The 20,589-nt window shown below is 29.1% G+C and carries 13 protein-coding genes and 1 tRNA gene; 6 read left to right on the plus strand and 8 right to left on the minus strand.

The features are described 5' to 3' along the window. Positions 1 to 361 precede the first annotated feature (361 nt). Genes FDM27_RS07995 through FDM27_RS08010 form a run of 4 tightly spaced genes read left to right on the plus strand, consistent with a single transcriptional unit; the run spans position 362 to position 4,931 of the window. On the plus strand, positions 362 to 1,588 hold the full coding sequence (locus tag FDM27_RS07995) for a hypothetical protein (protein ID WP_140485875.1): 1,227 nt from the start codon (positions 362 to 364) through the stop codon (positions 1,586 to 1,588). Next, entirely contained in the window at positions 1,585 to 2,037 is a 453-nt protein-coding gene (locus FDM27_RS08000; protein WP_140485876.1) for a DUF6521 family protein, read from the plus strand. Before FDM27_RS07995 ends, FDM27_RS08000 begins: the two co-directional genes overlap by 4 nt. Beyond that, a complete protein-coding gene (locus FDM27_RS08005; protein WP_140485877.1) occupies positions 2,034 to 3,890 on the plus strand; it encodes a DUF3732 domain-containing protein in 1,857 nt (618 codons plus the stop codon). The genes FDM27_RS08000 and FDM27_RS08005 overlap by 4 nt, the downstream gene beginning before the upstream one ends. Before the next feature lie 3 nt (positions 3,891 to 3,893). Then, positions 3,894 to 4,931 (plus strand): nucleoid-associated protein, encoded by a 1,038-nt coding sequence (locus FDM27_RS08010; protein ID WP_140485878.1) that lies wholly within the window; start codon positions 3,894 to 3,896, stop codon positions 4,929 to 4,931. A 77-nt stretch (positions 4,932 to 5,008) separates the two neighbouring features. Here FDM27_RS08010 and FDM27_RS08015 read toward each other — a convergent pair whose 3' ends face one another. The 7 genes from FDM27_RS08015 to FDM27_RS08045 form a co-directional block, all read right to left on the minus strand. Continuing rightward, positions 5,009 to 6,505, minus strand: coding sequence for a Fic family protein (locus tag FDM27_RS08015; RefSeq protein WP_140485879.1), 1,497 nt, complete (start codon positions 6,503 to 6,505; stop codon positions 5,009 to 5,011). A gap of 323 nt (positions 6,506 to 6,828) precedes the next feature. After that, positions 6,829 to 11,964, minus strand: coding sequence for a DEAD/DEAH box helicase (locus tag FDM27_RS08020; RefSeq protein WP_140485880.1), 5,136 nt, complete (start codon positions 11,962 to 11,964; stop codon positions 6,829 to 6,831). Continuing rightward, positions 11,964 to 12,743: a hypothetical protein gene (locus FDM27_RS08025; protein ID WP_140485881.1), complete on the minus strand. Its 780-nt coding sequence runs from the start codon at positions 12,741 to 12,743 to the stop codon at positions 11,964 to 11,966. Before FDM27_RS08025 ends, FDM27_RS08020 begins: the two co-directional genes overlap by 1 nt. 80 nt (positions 12,744 to 12,823) lie before the next feature. Next, positions 12,824 to 14,551 (minus strand): hypothetical protein, encoded by a 1,728-nt coding sequence (locus tag FDM27_RS08030; RefSeq protein ID WP_140485882.1) that lies wholly within the window; start codon positions 14,549 to 14,551, stop codon positions 12,824 to 12,826. Then, positions 14,538 to 16,007: a hypothetical protein gene (locus FDM27_RS08035; protein ID WP_140485883.1), complete on the minus strand. Its 1,470-nt coding sequence runs from the start codon at positions 16,005 to 16,007 to the stop codon at positions 14,538 to 14,540. The genes FDM27_RS08030 and FDM27_RS08035 overlap by 14 nt, the downstream gene beginning before the upstream one ends. 244 nt (positions 16,008 to 16,251) lie before the next feature. Beyond that, complete coding sequence (locus FDM27_RS08040) at positions 16,252 to 17,481, minus strand: relaxase/mobilization nuclease domain-containing protein (RefSeq protein WP_140485884.1); 1,230 nt, start codon at positions 17,479 to 17,481, stop codon at positions 16,252 to 16,254. Next, complete coding sequence (locus FDM27_RS08045; RefSeq protein ID WP_140485885.1) at positions 17,466 to 17,858, minus strand: plasmid mobilization protein; 393 nt, start codon at positions 17,856 to 17,858, stop codon at positions 17,466 to 17,468. The genes FDM27_RS08040 and FDM27_RS08045 overlap by 16 nt, the downstream gene beginning before the upstream one ends. Positions 17,859 to 18,818: 960 nt before the next feature. Between FDM27_RS08045 and FDM27_RS16055 the strand changes: the two genes are divergently transcribed. Both FDM27_RS16055 and FDM27_RS08050 read left to right on the plus strand, forming a co-directional pair. After that, positions 18,819 to 19,085: a hypothetical protein gene (locus FDM27_RS16055; protein WP_181161648.1), complete on the plus strand. Its 267-nt coding sequence runs from the start codon at positions 18,819 to 18,821 to the stop codon at positions 19,083 to 19,085. Next, positions 18,973 to 20,529, plus strand: a complete 1,557-nt coding sequence (locus FDM27_RS08050) for a recombinase family protein (RefSeq protein ID WP_181161652.1) — start codon at positions 18,973 to 18,975, stop codon at positions 20,527 to 20,529. Before FDM27_RS16055 ends, FDM27_RS08050 begins: the two co-directional genes overlap by 113 nt. Here FDM27_RS08050 and FDM27_RS08055 read toward each other — a convergent pair. Further along, positions 20,486 to 20,563: transfer RNA gene (locus FDM27_RS08055), tRNA-Val, on the minus strand. The two genes, FDM27_RS08050 and FDM27_RS08055, sit on opposite strands and share 44 nt — an antisense overlap. Positions 20,564 to 20,589 lie beyond the last annotated feature (26 nt).

A 20,589-nucleotide genomic window follows, 5' to 3' on the forward strand; every position in this document is an offset into this window, starting at 1 on the left:
TTAAAAATCATAGAAAAAATAACTATCTAACTTTTAGCCTCAAAAATAATTCTGAGACTGCCAACCGAGTACAGCAGGCGAAATCAAAATCTTAAGCGGATCTTCAAGGAACGGATGCAAAGTAATAAAATAAATATGATTTTCATTATAAATTTTCAATGCTTTACAGTCTTTTTTTAGTTATTTCTAATCTAGTTATGTTTTCTTTAGCAGAAAAATATACACTTTGTATTAAGTCCAAAACATATAACTGTAGTGAAAAATTGGATTAAATCTATAGTGTAAATCTTTCAAGTAATTTATTCTAATCAATCATATTAATAAAGAATAATTTACATTTGTTAAAAACTAACTTTCATCTATGAGTACAATTCAAGACCAACATACTGCCGGACCAATAGCAATAGGATTTGATTATCAATTCTATTACTTCATGTACTTAGCAATTGATCTTAAACAAGGACAAAAGATTGGTTTTGAAGTTAAAGATGATGTCCATATTGACAAGCAAGACGGAACAACAATCTTGTATCAGACAAAACATTCGATTGTAAAGAATGCAAAAGGGGATATACAGAATCTAACTACTTTAGATATTGATCTATGGAAAACACTAAACAATTGGACTGATTTTATTAATGCAGATAAGAAAAAATCTAGCTTTCTCAATGAGAATGAATTCATTTTAGTTACCAATAAAAGCGAAAACAATAATGATTTTATAACTACATTGACTCTATTCAAATTCGATAATGATATTGATAAAGTAGTTTTGAAAATAAATGAATTGGAAAAGAAAACCCAAGATGAAACCTTAAAGAAGTATATTAAAAATTTTGGTAAGATCAGTAAAAATAAACTTAAACTGTTCTTGAAAAAATTAGTCATAGAAACTGATAATGACGGAATAATAAAAAAGATCAAGAATAGAATTTTAGAAAAATATTATCAAGCTGATTTAGTTGACCCAATATTTGAAAGCTTATCTTCAAATTTGAATATGGCAAAATATTTAGACATTAAGGATCGAAAGAAATTTGAGATTTCGAGTGAAGATTTTGCTAAGAAGTTTGGTAAATGTTTTAAAGTTGTAACAGAAATTAAGCCTTTACCTAGAAGAGAATTTCCTGTTCTATTACCAGATGATTTAGAAAATCAAATTTTCATAAAGCAATTGCTTGACATAGGAGAAATACAAACCGGTTCAAATGATATTAGAGATTACACTACTCAAATGCTTAAGTTTTTAAACCATTTTACTTATTGGTCTGAAGAAGAAAATTTCATTTTACTTACCGATATAAAGGAATTTAAAAATAACAGTATTCAAATATGGACAAACGAATTTAAATCAAAATATAGACAAATAGAGAGAAAAGTAAGTGCTGGGGCGTTTCTTAATGACTTAGAAGATGATGTCAAAAACTTGGCTCTTGATTTAGTTGATTATATCAGAAAGCAAGATTTATCCATACCTGGATTTTCTGCTTTAGGTGTTGAATTTAGTAATGGACATTATTACTCTCTATCCGATAACCTTGAAATAGGCTGGCATTTTGATTGGGAAAATAAATACAAAAACAAATGAAAGAAATTTACTACGTATATAACAACGAAGCAATAGCAAGTTGTATTTTTTTGTCAATTATAAATAATGTTGAGAAATTGGACATTGCTCGTTCGTGTTTGATTTTACCATTTTTATTGGATGATAGAACGGTTAGTTATTTATCAAGAAACCTAGATAATGAATTAGAATTAGAGCAACTGATAAAAGAACAATCAAGATTGTTTACATCTTTCAATAAAAGGTATTTGTCATTATTACCAGTCGCTATTAATTCTTTGGTATTACTAAACAATAGTAATCAAGTAAGCTTAGGAAGTGAAATAGAAAATAATGCCATTCTAAATTTAGAGAACAAAAACCTAGGAGATAGGTTTGCTAAAATAGAAGAAGTTATTCCTAAGTTTTTATTAATGTTGGAAAAACATAGTACCATCCAACTCTACAAAATCCTAAAAATACAATTATGAAATTTATACTTCACGAAATAAAGCTTTGGTTTAAGGATGAAAATGCAGAACCTAAAAGCTATCATTTTTTAGCCGATAAAGTAAATGTTATAACTGGAGATTCAACTACTGGTAAAACAAGTTTTTGGAATATAATAGACTATTGTCTTTTATCAGGTAAAGTAACCATTCCAACTGAAATCATAAACAAAGTTTTATGGTTTGGAATTCGATTTACAGTAAATGAAAAAGAAATATCAATAGTTCGAAAAACACCAAGCTATGGCTCTGTTTCTTCTAATGTATTTTTTAATTTAGATGGTTTCCCTGATAATCCTGAGGGCAACAAAGAAGTTGCAGAAATTAAAGCAATTTTAGATGAGGAATTTGGAATTAGTGATGCTTTAAGATTTCCTTATGGAAAAGGATTAGGTAAAACAACATTTAATATTTCATATCGACACTTTTTGCTTTTTAACTCATTAACGCAAACTATTATTGATGCGCCAGAAACGTATTTTGATACTACATTTTATGGAAAAGAAGAATACGACAAAGCGTTAAATCATATTTTCGATTTAGTTATTGGAGTAAATGATATGGAGAATATCAAAGCCATTGAACGTTTACAAGAAATTGAAGCTGGGTTGAAAGCAATTCAAAATCAGGAAAAAGGAAATCAGAATAAAATCAAAAATTTTGAAATAGAAATATTTAAACTAGTCGAAAAATGTAAATCATATAAGTTTATTGAATATTCCCAATCTATCGACAGTGTAGATGATGCTATATTGATGATTAAAGAAACGATTGCCAATACAAAAAAGGTTGCAGAAAATTCAAAATTATTTTCTGAAGTTGATGCTTTGTACAAAAGTAGAAATGCAATACAAGCTCAAATTAATGCCATAAGTCAATATCAAAAAGAATATGATCTATATAAAAAAAACCTTAATAAGTCTGCTGATAGCTTGCAACCTATAGAGTTTCTGAGTCAGCAATTATCAGATCAATTGGTAGATTCATATGAAACAAAACTGTTTGTAGAATCATTAGAATCTTCTTTGAAAAACATAAAGGCTAATCTTTCAAAAAAAATCACAGAACCTCTGAAAGTTACAGGAGATGTGAAAGAATTACGAACGCAAATACAAGAAATAGATAAGCAAATAGCTAAGCTGAACGAAATAAAAAAAAATTATCAATCCGAAGGAGAGAAATTTATTGTTCTTGGTGAAATAAAGTATGCCTATGAGCAGATATTGAAGAAAGAGGTAAGCAAGCCTATTGATAAAATTAAACTAAATAGCTTAAATGAGGAAAAAGAAAGATTAGTAAAAGTACCACAAGAAACATCCCAAATAAAATTTTTGATGAAAACAGAGTTGAATCAAAGTATTCAAAGAAATTTCAACTTATTAGACTCTTTGCCTGCATATAAGAGTTGTCGAGTAGAGTTTAATAGTGATAAAATGATATTACAATTAATTCCTGACGGACAAATATTTCCTTTAGATAATGTTGGGAGTGCCTCAAACTATATGTTTATGCATTTATGTGTCTATTTAGGATTACACGAACATGTATTAAATATTGAACAAGACCATATCCCAGAATTTTTATTTATAGATCAACCTAGTACTCCATATTACGAAGGGAAAAACGATGATAAAGCAAAACTAATTGACGCATTTGCATTACTAAATTCGTTTGTTGATTATATTAGGGTGGAAAAAAAGAAGCATTTTCAAATTATTATGGTTGAACATGCGTCTAAAGAATACTGGATAGACAACGAATTATCTTATTTTCATACTGTAGATGAATTTATTGATGGAAAAGGACTCATACCAAATAATATTTACAAGAGTTAACAAATGAAAGATATGACATTAGGAGAAATGGATAAACTAATTATTCATTTTGTTGGAAATAAAAACAATGGGGATGGAGTTCGCTTTTCAGATGATCTTACAAATTTTGGAGATATTGAGCATTATTTTAAAAAGTTAGTAGATACTAACTTCAAATTAGAAGAACTGTTTTCTTTTTATTCCTTACCAAAAATTGAATTGAATCCAATGTATCAATTTATTAGTTCAGTATTTGAAGATAATAATTCATTTGTTGAACAGTCTCATAATAGTGCCCGCTATTTATATGATAAGAGTATACATCCTCAGATTAAAGCTGGAGAATTATTAATGGTATACTTTAAAGATTGTAAGATTGGTGAAGAACAAGCAGATGCCATAGGTGTATTTAAATCAGAAAATAAAGATACTGTTCTTAAAGTTTGTAGTTCTAATGACGGATTTAATTTAAAAGATGAAAAAGGGATGAATATTAATAAATTAGATAAAGGATGCCTAATTTTTAATATTCAAAAAGAAAATGGCTATTTAATTGCTGTAGTAGATAATACCAATCGTAGTACCGAAGCTCAATACTGGAAAGAACATTTTTTGAATGTACAGCCTATAAAAAATGATTTTCATCAAACTCAGCAATTTTTGGGGATAGCGAAACAATTTGTTACTAAACAATTATTACAAGATTTCGATGTAACTAAAACAGATCAAATAGATTTTTTAAATCGTTCTGTAGATTATTTTAAAAATCACGAAAAGTTCGATAAACAAGAATTTGAGAAAAAAGTATTTGAAGATGATAGTTTAATTGAATCTTTTCAAAATTTTGATAAAAATTTCAGGAAAGATAATGAAATCCCGCCTGCTGAAAATTTTGAAATTTCAAATAAAGCTGTAAAGAAACAAACTCGTGTTTTTAAAAGTGTATTAAAATTGGATAAAAATTTTCACATATATATACATGGAGATAAAAAACTGATTGAAAATGGAACAGACGAAGTCGGAAGAAAATTTTATAAAATATATTATGAAGAAGAAAGTTAGTAATCAAGGTAGTATCTCAATAACTGTGTAAGTTAAAAGTCAAAGTTTCGTTTTTCATAGTCGAAGCATTTTTCAACTTACACTCTTTTTGAGATAGTGTCTATTATTTTCAATTTTGCTTCATCATGTTCTTTGAAGGCATTGCTTTGGGTAAGATGATTTTCTAATGCTTCCATATCATTTGCAATTAGTGTTGCGCTGAATTCTTGTGCTCTTTGTAGCATTCTTATGTAAACTGCTGGATCATCGTTTCTTGTTAATCTCCTTAATGCTCCCAAATAATCATCACGATATACTGTTGGAATTATGATTCGTGTTTGGTTTGCTTTTACTAATTCGGCATTCATCATTACTCTGGCTATTCTACCGTTTCCGTCTAAGAATGGATGTATTTCACTTATCATGAACATAATGTAAGCTGCTTTGGCGAATGGTTCTTGTAGCGCTTGGTAGTAATCAAAACCTTTTATTAAAGTTCCTCTAACTAAAGTATGGTCAACAAAATGTGTTTCTCCTGCCCGGTTGTTTTTGTCCTTGAATTGTCCTGGCTTTTTTGAGGTTCTGGCTGCCAACAGTATTTGATGTCTGTATTGCAAAATGTTTAGTAATTCGTCAGGATTTGAAGGTGTTGTACTCATTTCCTTTAGATTGCTTACTAATTTATATGTTCCTAAAATGTCGTGTGAATCTTCGTCACGATTTGGAATTGGTATTTCGGTTTGAATGATGCTTTTGGCTTCTTCGATTTCAAAAATAGTTCCTTCAATATAGTTAGAGAAATACGCTTCAAAGAAAGCAAAGTTTCTAAAAGCATTGGCCTCGATATTTATGTCTTGTCTGTCTTTATATGGTTGTTGTTGTAATTCGACAAACAATTTTTCGAATAATTCCAAGCGATGTTTGTCGTAAGGATTTCCTAGAGCTCTGGCAACTGCTATTGGTGAAGTTAGTATTTTGGAAGGTTTTGTTGAGAGTAAAGCACTTATTAGTTTGTTTAGCTTTTCAAACTCGGATTGCATCCCTAATTTCTCCGCTATTTCTCTTGCTTTGTCTCTGAATTGGTTTAGTCCTTCTTCTCCTTTTACCTGTACTATTTGTTCCAGTTTGTTTTCTATTTCCGGTAAGGTAATGGTTTTGGAAGTAGGTCCTACTTGACGAGACGATTGTAGATTTTCCAGAAAAGCTCTTTCTTGTTGCGATACGAATAATTCTCCAGAAAATGGATTGTCGCCTTCAATCGCTGGCATTCCTTCCATGAAACGAATGGTTATTCCTGGTAACTCAATTTTCTTGGTGTAGGTATAGGTTACAAATATTTGATTTGCCGTAGTTGGTTTGAATTCTAATGCAGAACGATGACTTAATACCGCTCCTGGATATAATTTTCCTAAAACAGTAAAAATATTTCTTCTAATAATTACCTCTTCAGACTCATTGAAATTTGATGTATAAATACGTGGAGCAATTTTTTTTATTTGCCCTGTTTCTTCCAATTTTCCTAATTGTCTGCTTATTGCAGTATCGCTTGAAGCAAAAATTACTTCTTGTAGATGGATTGGTATGTTATTTTCCATTAGAATTCCTTTTATACTTCAAAAATAGTCATTATTTTCCAGTAAAACATTGTTTTGTGCAAATATTTTCCACTACGCGTGTTTTTTTCTATTTTTATTTTCCAATAAAAGCAGATAATACTTTGGTGTTAGGGATGTTTTTCCAGTAAAACAGTCTTTTTTAATAATATTTTCCAGTAAAGAGATTATACGGCTCTCTTTTATTACAAAAATTAATGATATTGTTGACTATATTATGGCTCTAACCTTTATGTAAAATAAAAAAATGATGGTAGATTACTTCTACATCTTAATTCTAATAATACTATAGTTTGTTTTCTTTATTAAAAATCCATTGGTTTAAAAATGGTACAATTATTTTTTGCTAGTAACGGCTGTATATAAAAATCACTCCATAAAGGATGTGTAACTAGCGATTTAGCTCCGTCTGGATATATAATAAAATAATTATTGTCTATAAATTCTAATGTTGCATTAAGTCTGTTTTCAATCAATTTACTTAAATAATCTTTGAAATAGGAAATCCAATATTCTTGACTGTAATCCATTTTAGCATTAGCATCATTACACAATCTAGCTAAATCTAGGGCGTATCTCCAATTCAATAAATTATGATGGTTTTGATTATAATAGTCTCTCAAACAGTCATAACAAGAAGAAAAACAAGTTAAATGGTCTTCTTTGATAAGTCCATTGTAAATGGCTCCATCTGATAAAAGATTAGCAATAAAGACTTCGTTTGCTTTATCCTTATCCGTTTCTCCATTTAGATAATTGGTATAACCTGCTCCATTTTCAGCTGTTTCAACTATAAAAATCTCGTGATTTCTTAATTGAGGAGAAATTCTGTACCCAATATTGAATTCATTACTTTCTATATCCAATGAATGGCAAATTGATTTTCTAATCAAGTAGCCAAAAGAAATAAAAATTGCTTTTTGAAAAACATCACTATTATCTAATTCTAATTGATCATTAATTGTATTAAGAGAAATTGTGAGTACCCCTGTTTTTTTGGATGCTAACAAAGCGTAATTCTGCTCGTTTTCTACAATTTTATTTCGATCTTCTAGTAATTCTTTAACAACCCATTCGTTAGAATTCTTAATGTTACCCATAAAGAAAAAATCACCATTATTATCATTGATTTGATGTACTATTCCTTCATCAGGAATTACATTCGATGAAATTAATATGTTTTTTAAATTTACTTTTTTCTTTAAATCCGAGTTAGGATCTAAAGTAACTTCTCCTGCTCTTGCATTGAATTCAAATCGACCATCAAAATCTTTAATATTACTATCATACTCCACCAAATATCCTTTTGGTGTTATTGCGTTGATCTTGGCAACAATCCCTTGGGTACATTGCGTGCAATTAAAATTATCTGGTAATTTAGTGTAAATAGTTTTGCAAGTTGTACAGGTGTATATATCTGTTTCACTAAGTCCTCTACCATCCTCGGGAACGACACGACCATTTTTATTTTTATAATCAATCACCCCAATACTTTTCAGGACTACTTTATCTCTAACAATTTCACTTCCTGGAGCAAATTCAGAAATAGAAAGTCCCAAATTTCTTGAAACTATATTAGTGGTATTTAATTTATCAGGATACTTTGTGTATAAATTTCTTAATTGAGTAGGAAAACCAAACATTGGCAGTAAACCTGCATTTGCCAATTTTTCACTTAAATCTTCATGTGGAAAATTTACTTTATCATCACATGCTTTATCAATGTTCTCAATAAGTTTACAAACATGTTTAGTATATATTTCTTCTTCAGAATCTAACAATTTTGTACCAATTTTAAAGACTTTAATTATATCTAAAATTTTAGGTTTATTTGTTAAAATGTATTTATTGATAGTTGCCTTATTATTTTTCCAATCCCAATCTTTACCAAAATTTCCATGAACACTTTTAGAACTAACATCTAAAGTTGAAAAAGCTTTATTTAGAATTTCTTTATTTATAAATCTTAATAAAATTTGTTCTCTATTCATCTCTAAATAAGGATCTGACGGCGTTGAAGACACCATTCTATGCGATTCATTGTAATGGGTTTGATCGTGTGAATTACCCTTAGCGATAGTTAAAGCAATTGAAACGGGACTACCTCTACGACCTGCACGTCCGACTCTTTGTTGGTAATTAAAGCGTTGTGGTGGTACATTTCCCATCATTACAGCAGTAAGTGAACCAATATCTATACCTGCTTCCATTGTTGTAGTTACACTTAACAAATCTATTTCTTCCACCAGGTTGTTTTCGGACTCCATCATTCTGCCTTGGAATAATCTTTGGCGTCGTCTTCCTTCGGTGGGGTCAGTTTGTCCTGATAACTCTTCACAATGCAATCTTCTGACTTTAAATTTGTCTTGTTTAATTATGTGTAGATAATAATTGTTTTCTAAAATTCTGTTTACATCTTCATCAATGGCAAGTTCTAATGAAGTATTACAACAATTAGTACATACATTTTCAAAATTGATTATTTGAATATTGCTACACACTTTGCATTTATACGTATTCTCTTTATCTGTTTTTAAGATAAAATTTAAATTTTTACCCGTTAGAATAAATTTATTGTTCTTATTTAGTTTGTTTTTACTTAAAATTTCAAGAAAATTTTCTTTGAAAGGATTTTTATACCCAATAAAGTCCAAACATTTTCTTGCATATTTCCACACCTTAAGCGGAATTGAATCCCCTGAGTTTCTATTGTCAATAGATTCAATTCTATAAGATTCGCCTAATAACTTTATACAATTCAAAACGAATGCTTTGTCATACGGTAAAACTCCATTTAAAATAGGGTTTATATAACCAATATTTAAAGCTTCGAATGATCGTCTATTTCCTGCTAAAAGACCTATAATTATTTCATTTCTAAGTGATGACACCGTTTTTTCATGTAGGTTTTGGTCGCTATACTGTTTGAAATAATTTACCTCAAAATCGGCTTGGTTATGCCAGTTATCTTTATGGTTATCTTTCGATAAAGAATCTTTTGGACCACCAGGATTAGTTCCAGTGTGCAAAATTTCATAGGCAGTTTTAGTAACCAAATCATCTATAGATATGCCTTTATTTTTAGTATTATTAATTTCTTTTTTTAATTCTTCAAAAATTAAAGGGTCTTCATCGTCTAAATAATCGACAATTTTATCATATAGATCGGAAATTTGGTTATTACCTTTTTTATACTCCCTTAACTCTTTCCGCTCTTCTTTTGATATACTTTCTTCAACATATTTAATCAACAAATCATAAATTTTTGAATTACTTTCAATTTTTGAGAGTAAAAATGAACGTACCATATCCTTATAATGATCCATTTCAATACCCGCTGATAGTTTCGCTGCCGCCTGACGACTATCCGAGAATAAGACCAATTTGGCATTCTTTTCGTCTTTCTCGGCTAATGTTCTAACTAAAATATCAGCCATCAATTGGTTTATTTTTTGCACCCCTGTATAGTGCCTATGAATTGGTGTTAGTGAATTTTCATCTACTTTATCATCTCTTAGTTTCGCTCCACAACAAACGCAGACATTTGGATATGGTGACTTATACGAAGCATCTGGTCTAAATTCTAAGGCATTGTTTTCAAATCTTTCTGGTATATATTCCCTCTTCTCATAATCTACCTTTATAAATCTCCACGTTTCAAGAACTTTATCATTCTCTAAATCCTCAATACTAATTTTATTATTTACATTGTTAAAAATCACTCTATTGACATACTTATCTTTATCAATAGAAAAGTTTTGCAACATCTGAAATGTGGAGTTGTTTTTTTGATATTCTTTTTTAATCCATGAGTTTAAATATATCTCACCACATTGACGGCAGTTTAATAATTCTAAAATAACTGAACCACACTGACATTTAGTTTGTGGTCTTTTGTATAATTTTCCAATATTCCTACCTTCAAACTTAAAATCATTGTCTACTTCAGAACAGCATGGATTAGAACAAGCCCATAATCCATCCACATTTCTAAAGAACAAATGTGCTCGTAGTGGTTGCAAAGCGTTTCCTTTTTCATCTTTTAGATCTGTCAAAACATGTAAAATGTTTTCAAAAGCTCTTATAGCTTCGTCGCTTGTATTTTTAGGAAAAATTAGATTAGCAACTTCATTCGCCTCTTTTGGTTTTTTTAAATAAAATCTTAATGCGTTTAATACATCATATTTATGAAATATCGATTGAATTTCATCTTTTGAATATTCATGAATTTTGAGAAAATCATTTGCATTTAAAACGTCTGGAATTTCTTTTACTTCATTTATAATTTCATCTTTTATAATAGCAAACTTTTCATCAATTTCTTGATCCGATAACCCAAAAAAGCCTGCAATAAATTTCTTCACTCTTACGCTTTCTTGCATAGATGCGCTCGAACAAAGAAATTGTAATTTTTTAGAATTTGGTTCTAAACCTAATCTATCTAATAATAATCTCAGTAAATATGCTACTTCTGTACCACTTGTACCACGATATGAATGGAGTTCATCAATAACTAAATGAAAAATATTATTTTCAGATTCTTCTAGCCATAATTTAGTTGATTCAAAAATATTATTCTCATCACTTCTCATCATCATAACATTTAACATGCTATAATTGGTTATTAAAATATCAGGCGGTGAATCTTGAATGGACCATCGATCACACAATTCTACTTCAACATCAGCATTTGGAATATCATATAAGTAATCATCATCAATATCATCGTTTTCAGAAACGAATTTTTTAATAGAATCCCATTCTTTTTTGATTTTTTTTAATTCTTCTTGATTTTTTTTAATGACAGATTTCTTATCTCGATCCCCCGAAGTCGGGGTTAATGATGTGTACCTAGAGAATGTTATATAGTCTTTATTTAAGTTACCATCAAACCAATCTATAACATTTTCTGAAGACAATGATTTTCTTAATCTACGCATTTGGTCTTCTGCAAGAGCATTTAATGGATATAATATTAATCCTCGTAAAGCCGGAGAAGAAGGTTTACCTGAATTTGTATTTTTAATTTTTTCGTTAAGAATATCATACATTAATGGAAACAAAAAACATTCAGTTTTCCCAGAACCAGTACCTGTAGTAACAATTATATTTTTTCTATTTACAACAGCTTCTTTTATTGATTGAAACTGATGTGAATATAATTTACTTTCCACAGGACCTCTATTTACAAATAGACCATTGGAAGCAAATTCAGCAAATTTTTCGTTTAATGAGAGTTCTTTGCAAATCTCCTTTAATGACTTATATTCTTTATACTTTGGAGTAAACTCAATTATTGGATATTTTGTAATTGTATCACCTGTATTGAATAATCGGCTACGTTCATCTTCTAGCCTCTTATTACTAAAAAACAAACTCGTATCAATATATTTTTTATATGTTTCTCGTAATTCTCTCCAAGTGTTAAAGACATTTTCCATTATTCTAAGATGTAATTTAAATTAAGTATTTTACTTATTTTTAAAAATTGCTTTAATTCAATTCTAAACTGATTATTGATAGGAATATCACCTGTTTGCATTATGTGGTTTAGCAACATAATTTTATACAGATATACTGGATAAGTGTAATATGATTTTAACTTTATTTCACCCGATAACCTATTATATTTAAACAATGATTTATTGCTATTCCTAAGTTTTAAAGTATTTGTTTTTTCATACTCATCAGGTTCAATTAAGAAACATTTGTTTTTATTTATAAACAAATACTTGAAGTAATTTCCATTATGGAGGTAACATTTGTATAGTTTATTGTTTTTTATACTATCGTTACTTTTTTCCCAAGTACACTTATCCGAATTGTAATTTTCTACTTTAGTTATTAGCCCTAAATCATTAAAATCAACAGATTCCCACTTTTTGATTAAAGTTTTAACTGGTTGTAAAAGGTTAATGCCATTATTTAAAACAAAAACCATTTTATTTACCTCATAATCAAGAGTATTAATATCTGCTTCTTCAAAAATCGTTAAGCCTAAATATTGCTTTTTAATCAAATGATTGTTTTTCTTTAAAATCTCTTCAGGTAAATTTACCCCTATAGCGAAGTTATTTTTTGTATTTGTAATTATTGATGTAGTTGATAATGAATATCTGTTTTTTTCTGCTCTGTCAATAACACCCAGTTTTAATAATTGAAATAGGCAATCAAAATTTAACTTATCATTTTCAAAATCCAAAATATTATTTGAAAGCAATCTTTTTATTCGATCGAATGATATGGTCTTTTCCCCAATATTATAATTGTATACGAATATGTTATATAATAGCCCAACCATTAAGATAAATAATTATCTGAAAAATCAGGATATTGATTGTTCACTTCAAGTTTTGCTAAATTTAAACCTACTTTAGTATTAATTTTTTGGTATGAATAGTCTAAAATATGTGGTAAAAAAGCCCATTTTTTAAATGTGGATTTATTTATAGAAAATCCAAAATCATCAATTTCAGCATCAACAGCTATAAGTATAAAAAACAGATTATCTGGCCAATCGTTTTCCATTCCAGGTATTCTTGTTCTTACTCCATTTCTAATATCTAAAATTGATTTACCATAGCATTCAAAACTAGCTACATTGAAATCTTGCAAAATGAAAAAATGAGGTGTTTCTATATTTGCCATTGCTTTTTGGCAAATAATACTAAATCCATTTTCTTCAAGACATTTAAATTTTAACCAATCTGCTTCAGCATTTTGAATCATTATTTCATAACTTCCTAAATGTTGAATTGAATTAAGAATTAATTCAGTTGAATTTCCAATTATAAATCGATTTTCTTTTAATATATATAGCGTATTTTTTAATTCAGATTTTGAAGAAATTTTGGATTCCAACTCATCATAAAAATCATCTAAGTCTATAATTGATGATAAATTATTTGATGAGATAATTTCATAATAATTTTTAACCAATTCATTTTTAACTCCTACGCTGCCATTATTTATTCCTGCCGCTAATTGAATTGAAAGAATTAAATCCTCTTTTTTATTTGTAATATTTTCGAGTTCCTTAACTAAATCGTCTTGTTGACTTTTTATTTTTTCTAATTCTGCATGTTTTTTATTTAATTCTGATAAGATTTCATTTTTGAGAACTTCTTTTACTTGAATCTTTTTTTCAATTTCTTTGAGAGTTTCTTCTTCAAATCTTACTTTATTCTCAATGATAATTTTATTGACTAACAAACCCCATTCATCTTGTTTATAGCCAATTTTTCTTAGTTCTTCATACGATAATTTTAAATCCGATAAATATCCTGAAGCTCTTTCTAATCTACCAATATCTAAACTAGAATTCCCTCTATTAAGCGATTTTATATTATCATAGGTTTTACTAATTAAATTAATTTCTGCTCTATCAATAGATAATTGATTTTTTAAAAATTCCATTAATTGACTAACTGTCATACAATCTATTACATCAATTTTATTTTGAGGTTCTTCTAATAAATAACTGAATTTGAAATTTTCAACCTCTATTAAATTTTCAATATCATATTGAAATGAATGAACAAACGTATCTTTTTTTGGTTGAATTTTTCCATTAGTTGTCTTAAATGGGCCAAATATCTTTTCATTATCACATAAATAAAAACTTCCAAGTTCCTCTTTAAAATATTCCTTCGATTCAAAATAATTATTCAAATCTTCTAGATTGATATAATTCGTTTTTAAATAATCGTAAGGAACATCTATAATAAGACTTCCTGTTTTTTTTATTGATTTCAAGTGAATGTAATAATTTCTTCCTTCGATTATTTCTGTATTTATTTTTCCTGGAATAATCTCAACTAATTGATTAATTGCACCATCTGGCAGAAATTTGAAAATTTTATCTGAAAAAATTTTCGAATCAGTTTGAAAAAAATCTTTAATAGTTTCTTCGTCTTTAATATAATCTTTGTCTCTTGTAAAAGCAACAACTTTACAATTGCCACCTTCTCCTTGTCCCCCTTGATTTCTATCTAAAATTATCGAGTAAATCTTTTTAATACTTTCCATTCCTACTATTTGATATTGCTTTTAATAATTGACTACCCGGCTTAACTTTGCCACCGTTAATGGTTTTAATCCAATTATTTATCGTTAGTGTTTCTATCTTGACATTTTCTTTGTATTTTAGGAATAGTCCGTTAATACATCCCACTTCTTCTTCTTTATAATTTAAAGAAGAAAATTCTAATGATTTTGTCTTATCTTTTATGGGATAATCTAAAATTGGCAATTCAACTAATTCAAAATTATAATTACTATATCCATTTATCCTTATTGTATATTTTCCAACTCTATTCATCTCATCTTTATCTATTCTTTTTTTATTATAATAAATATGATAATGAATATCTTCTTTCAAATAAATTTTTGGTGGATGATTGACAAAATACTTTTTCTCATCAGATACTTTAAATCCTTTCAATTCTATTGGATAATCACCTCTTACGATATTTTTAAAAAAATCAGGCAAATTATCTGAATTTATTATTTTATAAATTAAAATATTGTGTTTTGAATTTTGGTAATCTATTGATGAAAATACATTTTTTAACATCTTTATCTCATTTGAATTAGATGGAGAATTATAAATCAATATTATATTATTATCGTTTAACGAAATTGAATTAACTGATTCATATTCATCAGGGTAATTTTTATTTTCTTTAAAAATCATGAACCTTTTATTGCTGATTAAAGAATTTAATTTGTCCAATTTATTATAATATTCATCATATAATAACAATTCATTTGGACTAAATTTTATAATATAGTTTTTGTTAGAAATACTATTTTTAAAACTCAAATTTCGATCTTTAACAACCCAATCATCTGAACAATAAAAATCAAAAATTTGTTTTAATTTTATCTTTAGTTCAACTTCTGACCATTGATTATCATTTTTTGTATTGTTTTCTCTGCGAAAATTATTTCTAAAATTTGATATTTCATTAAGATAATATTTTTTAAAGTCTCGAAAAGAAATTGATTCAAACCCATTCTTTATTGCAGTGAAAAAAGAATTATATTCTTTTAAATCTTCATGATTCAATACAATTTGTGATATAGGAAATTGTATGAATCTTCCTTTGTATCTTGTTGTTTCAGGCAATATAATTTTTACACTCTTATTTTTAAAAAACGTTTGGGCACTTAACCAAATTTTTTCTTGAACTTTGAATTCACTATCATAATCCTCAGCAAAAAAGGAATTTAATTCATTTGTATTCTTGAGTCCTATCAAATCTGCAAAATGGACTTTAAAATTAGCGGCCGTTATACCGTTATGATTTTGCATTTTTGATGCTGCAAGACATTGTAAAGCTATTAAGCCAAAATATTGAGGAATGCCCTCTTTTTCTCTTAATAAATAAAACCAGCTTTGACAATTAATTTCCTTAAAATCATCTAATTTTATATCATATTCAGCAACAACACCATCAATCTCACTAATTGGAATTGACAAAGAGTTTATTTGATTAGGAATAAAATTATTTAAGTAATAGTTATAAACCCATTTATTGAATTTGCTATATGATGTCATTTGAAATTATAAGAAAAGGATTTCCGTAAATATAAAAAAAGGAAATGATATAAAATTGCAAACGGAAGAAAAAAGAAGAAAAATAATGCAAAAATATTTATCGATAAGGAGAATGGATTTTATCACTTGGTTTGAATGCTGAATATACTTCTCGTTTTGAAATTTCTCAAATCCTCCTCAAATTCCTTTTTTTCTTCTTTTGTTTTAGGTCTTTTGGAACATAATCATTTGCGTTTTCAGCTTGCAGTAAAACCTCCATAGTGTTAACCTTTAAATGGTTTTCCGATTCCATATTTTGAGCATTTTCAGGATTAACTAATATTGATTTTTGATTTGGAATATTCAGTGTACAACTCTCCAAAATCCCTTTAGCACTAAACTCTTTCCCTAAACTACTTCCATTAAAAACCGATTGCGTTTTATGGTCAACATAAGTAATCCCATAAATCTGTCCCTCTTTGTTTTTTCTTAAAACCACATGAACCCCTTCTTTTTGTAATTTGGCGACTAATTTTTCAGGAGAGCTAAGTTGTTTGTCCAATAAAGCTAATTTAATAGTGTTTTTTAGATGACTTTTGTGAGATTGCTTTTTAATATCGTTAGTCTTGAATTTTTCTTCCAGAAATTTTAATGTGGGCTTGTTGTAAAAATCACTAGCTTTAATTGGAACCCCAATGGGTTTAAAATCTTTATCCAGTATTTTATAAAGCAGTCCATTGTTTTTAAAAACTCTGGAATCTTCAGTACCTCTGTCAGCATGAACATTGTATAGATTTAGGACAGCGTTAAGCTCTGGAAGACTGGAATATTTGTATTCGAACAAAACCTTATTTAAAACTTCATTAATAGCTTTTTTGGACTCTGCTTTTCCGTACTCGATACTACGGCTAACGATCGGCTGTAAAGAATATTGCTCTTTAGTTTTTCTTCCTTCCGCTTTTACAAGTCCAAAAAGTTCTTCAATTTCTTTGCGTGCAGGTTCTGATTTTCGAATACCTAAAAGGTGCAAATCAATACGTTTTCCATCCCTCTGAATGTTATTTGTCACTACATGCAAATGCGGATGCCCCGCATCGTGATGTTGATACACTAAATAAGGTTGTTTTCCAAAACCAATTTTACGCATATAAGTATCTGCAATTTCAATTAGTTTTTCTTTAGAATGCTTTTCTGATGGGTCAAAATTCAAAGAAATATGCACACTGTTTCGCTTTGCATTTTCATTAAGTACAGCCAGTTTTAAAAATCGATTTAATTTTAAATTGAAACTCAATTTCCCCAACTCTAATGGGTAATTTACAGCATTAAGACACTCCGCTTTTCCTGCTTTAACTTTATTTTCATTGTAATTCAAAATGCTGTTTATCGAATGACTTGTTTTTATAATTGCAACCATTGTTCCGCTATTTTTTGAGTGTGTTTGCTAATAAAATCCATTTTATTAAAAAGTAATTTTCGATGAAGCTCAAATAAAATAATTTGCTCTTTAAATTCAGATAGTAATTTCAAGGAATTTACCTTTTTTGCAATCTGATTGATATTATTTCCAATAGTCCGAAGTTCAGAAGTTAATACAATGGTTTCTTCCATTAAATCATCCAAAGATTGATTCCGGTAAGTGCTTATAATGGGTTTGTTGAATAAGTGTTTCCTAATATAATCACTTAACTTTCGGCAGCAGCTAGTTTTAAACTTCCCTTCAATTTTTCCATACTCTTGTTCTGTCAGACGCAGTGTAATTCTGCGTGTTCTGTTTGAATTTTCTCTTTCCATCTTCTTTCATTTTCATAATTTTTCAAACTCTACGCTTTTAAGTGTCTCCACCGCCGAGTTCCGAGGCAAATGGTGGCAAGATAGGCGGTTGTCCGACAACCGTTCATCTTGCTGATTGCAGAAACGAGGCAATCTTAGAGATTTTTAAAAGTCAGCTACTAAAGTATAATTTGCTTAAGACCTGACCAATCCTCATCAAATTTTGATTAGGATGCGTAAAAAAATGAAATGGGATTAATTGAAAATATGAAGTTGATAATACCATTGCCATTCATACATTTTAAAAGAAAAAGGAAAAAAAGAAAGCCGTACTTCAATTGAATATAGGCAAAGAAAGTGCTATAAGTCCCGAAGGGTGACAGGCTTAGGAACTAAGCTTGTCATTATGCGCACTTTCTTTGCCTATATTCAATACCTTAGCTGGATTTTTTCTCCTTTGGAATGGAGTCTAAAAACATATAAATATTCTTGAAAAATCTTTTCGTTTTAGTTTCTTTTGAAAGGGTACGCTTCTACAAAATCCAATAAAAAATAATAACCAAAAGAAGTGTACTTTTTCAAACAATACAACTTTTGAAATCCACAAAATTCTGAGGATTTATCCGAAGGTTTTTGTGGATGTCTGGAAGATTTGATAAACAGCTTTTACTTAATTTCGATAAACTGAGCGACAATATTTTTTACTTCTGTTTTATTACTCATAGTTTAAAAATGTTAATAAAAACTTTTTTTCTGTTTTAATAGAAAACAAGCTTAAATTTGTACTATCCAATTTATAAAATTCTGATTATGTGTTGTCTATTGTTTAGTATCTGTTGAAAGAAAAACAATAGAAGACAAATCCAACTTGATCCTCATCATATTTTGACTAGGTTAAAATGAAACAGACCTTTTATCTTTAAAGTTGCAAAATGATGTAGAACGAAAGTCTTTTATGACTTTAAATGAAGGGGATGTAAGATGGAAAATGAAAGAGGAAGAATTACAGCCGAGCAAGCATTAATTATGCTTAAAAAGGAAAAAATAAACTTAACACTTGACCAGGTAAGTAGAGTTTTAGAGTTTATGAGAAAATTGGCAGCTATAACCGTTTCTAATTATTTAAGTGAAAAAAATGAAAAAGATAGCAGATTTGTATGTGAGAGTGAGTACGGACGAACAAGCGGACAAAGGATACTCACAAAGAAATCAGGAGGAGGTATTGAGAAAATATTGCCAAATAAATAGTATTGAAGTTCGTGATGTGATATTTGAAGACCATTCAGCTAAAACTTTTAATAGACCCAAATGGAAATCATTATTACTAAATCTTAAAAAGTATAAAAATAAAACTGACTTGGTTTTGTTTACCAAATGGGATAGATTTAGTAGAAATGCAGGAGATGCATATCAAATGATTAGTGCGTTGCGTAAATTGGGAGTTGAGCCACAAGCAATAGAACAGCCTTTAGATCTTTCCATACCGGAAAATAAAATGATGTTAGCATTTTATCTTGCTGCTCCCGAAGTAGAAAACGATCGTAGAGCATTAAATGTTTTTCATGGAATGCGAAGAGCAAAAAAAGAAGGACGTTATGTAAGTCAAGCACCGATCGGTTATATTAACAAATCACAAGAAGACGGCAGAAAGTATATTGCAGTCAAAGAACCGGAAGCCTCCATTATGCGTTGGGCTTTTGGCGAAATTGCAAAAGGAATATTTTGTACCGAAGACATTCATCGTCTTGCTAGAAAAAAAGGATTAAAAACAGGTAAGCATAGTTTTTGGCTGGCTGTTAGAAATCCGCTGTATTGTGGGAAAATATTCGTTCCCAAATACAAAGATGAAGAAAGCTATTATGTAGAAGGTCAGCATGAAGCAATTATAAGTGAAGAGTTATTTTATAAAGTTCAAGATGTTGTTGATGGTAGAAAAAAAGTCGCTCGTACAAAAGTAGAAACGATTGTTGAACTCCCATTGCGCGGCTTTTTAATTTGTCCGTTATGTTCAAAAATTCTTTCTGGGAGCAAATCCAAAGGACGTACTAAACATTACGCCTATTATCATTGTTTTAAAGGTTGCACACATCGTTTTAGAGCTGAATCTGTCAATGAATTGTTTAGTAAGGAACTTCAAAAATATGTTCCAAGGGAAGGATACAAAAAGCTTTATAGCTTAATAATTCTAGAAGCTTATAAAGAGCAAACTAAAGGGAGACAAATTGAAAAAACACAATTAGCTAACCAGATAAAAGATTATGAAAACCGCTTAGCTAAAGCCAGGGATTTATTAATGACCAATCAAATTGATGCATCTGATTACAGAGATATAAAATCCGATTATGGAAGTATATTAGACAAACTTCAAGCAAAATATTCAGGATTGAATAACGATCAAGATGATATTGAAAAGTTACTCAACCAAGGGATTGAGAATCTATATAGACTTAATTTTATCTATCAAAAATCAAAATTTGTAGAATGTAGGGATTTGATAGGTTCAATATATCCTGAGAATTTAATGTTTGACGGAGTTGGATTTCGAACCACAAGAATTAATGAAGCAGTTCAGCTAATGTACCTAATTAATGAGCAATTAGACTCAAATAAAAAAGAGACAAATCAGAATATTTCTAATTTGTCTCTTATGGTGGGCGATGAGGGGTTCGAACCCCCGACCCCCTCGGTGTAAACGAGGTGCTCTGAACCAGCTGAGCTAATCGCCCTATTTTCTTTTGCTATCATTGCTGAT

Source organism: Flavobacterium sp. GSA192, assembly GCF_006386525.1.
GTDB classification, from domain to species: Bacteria; Bacteroidota; Bacteroidia; order Flavobacteriales; family Flavobacteriaceae; genus Flavobacterium; species Flavobacterium commune.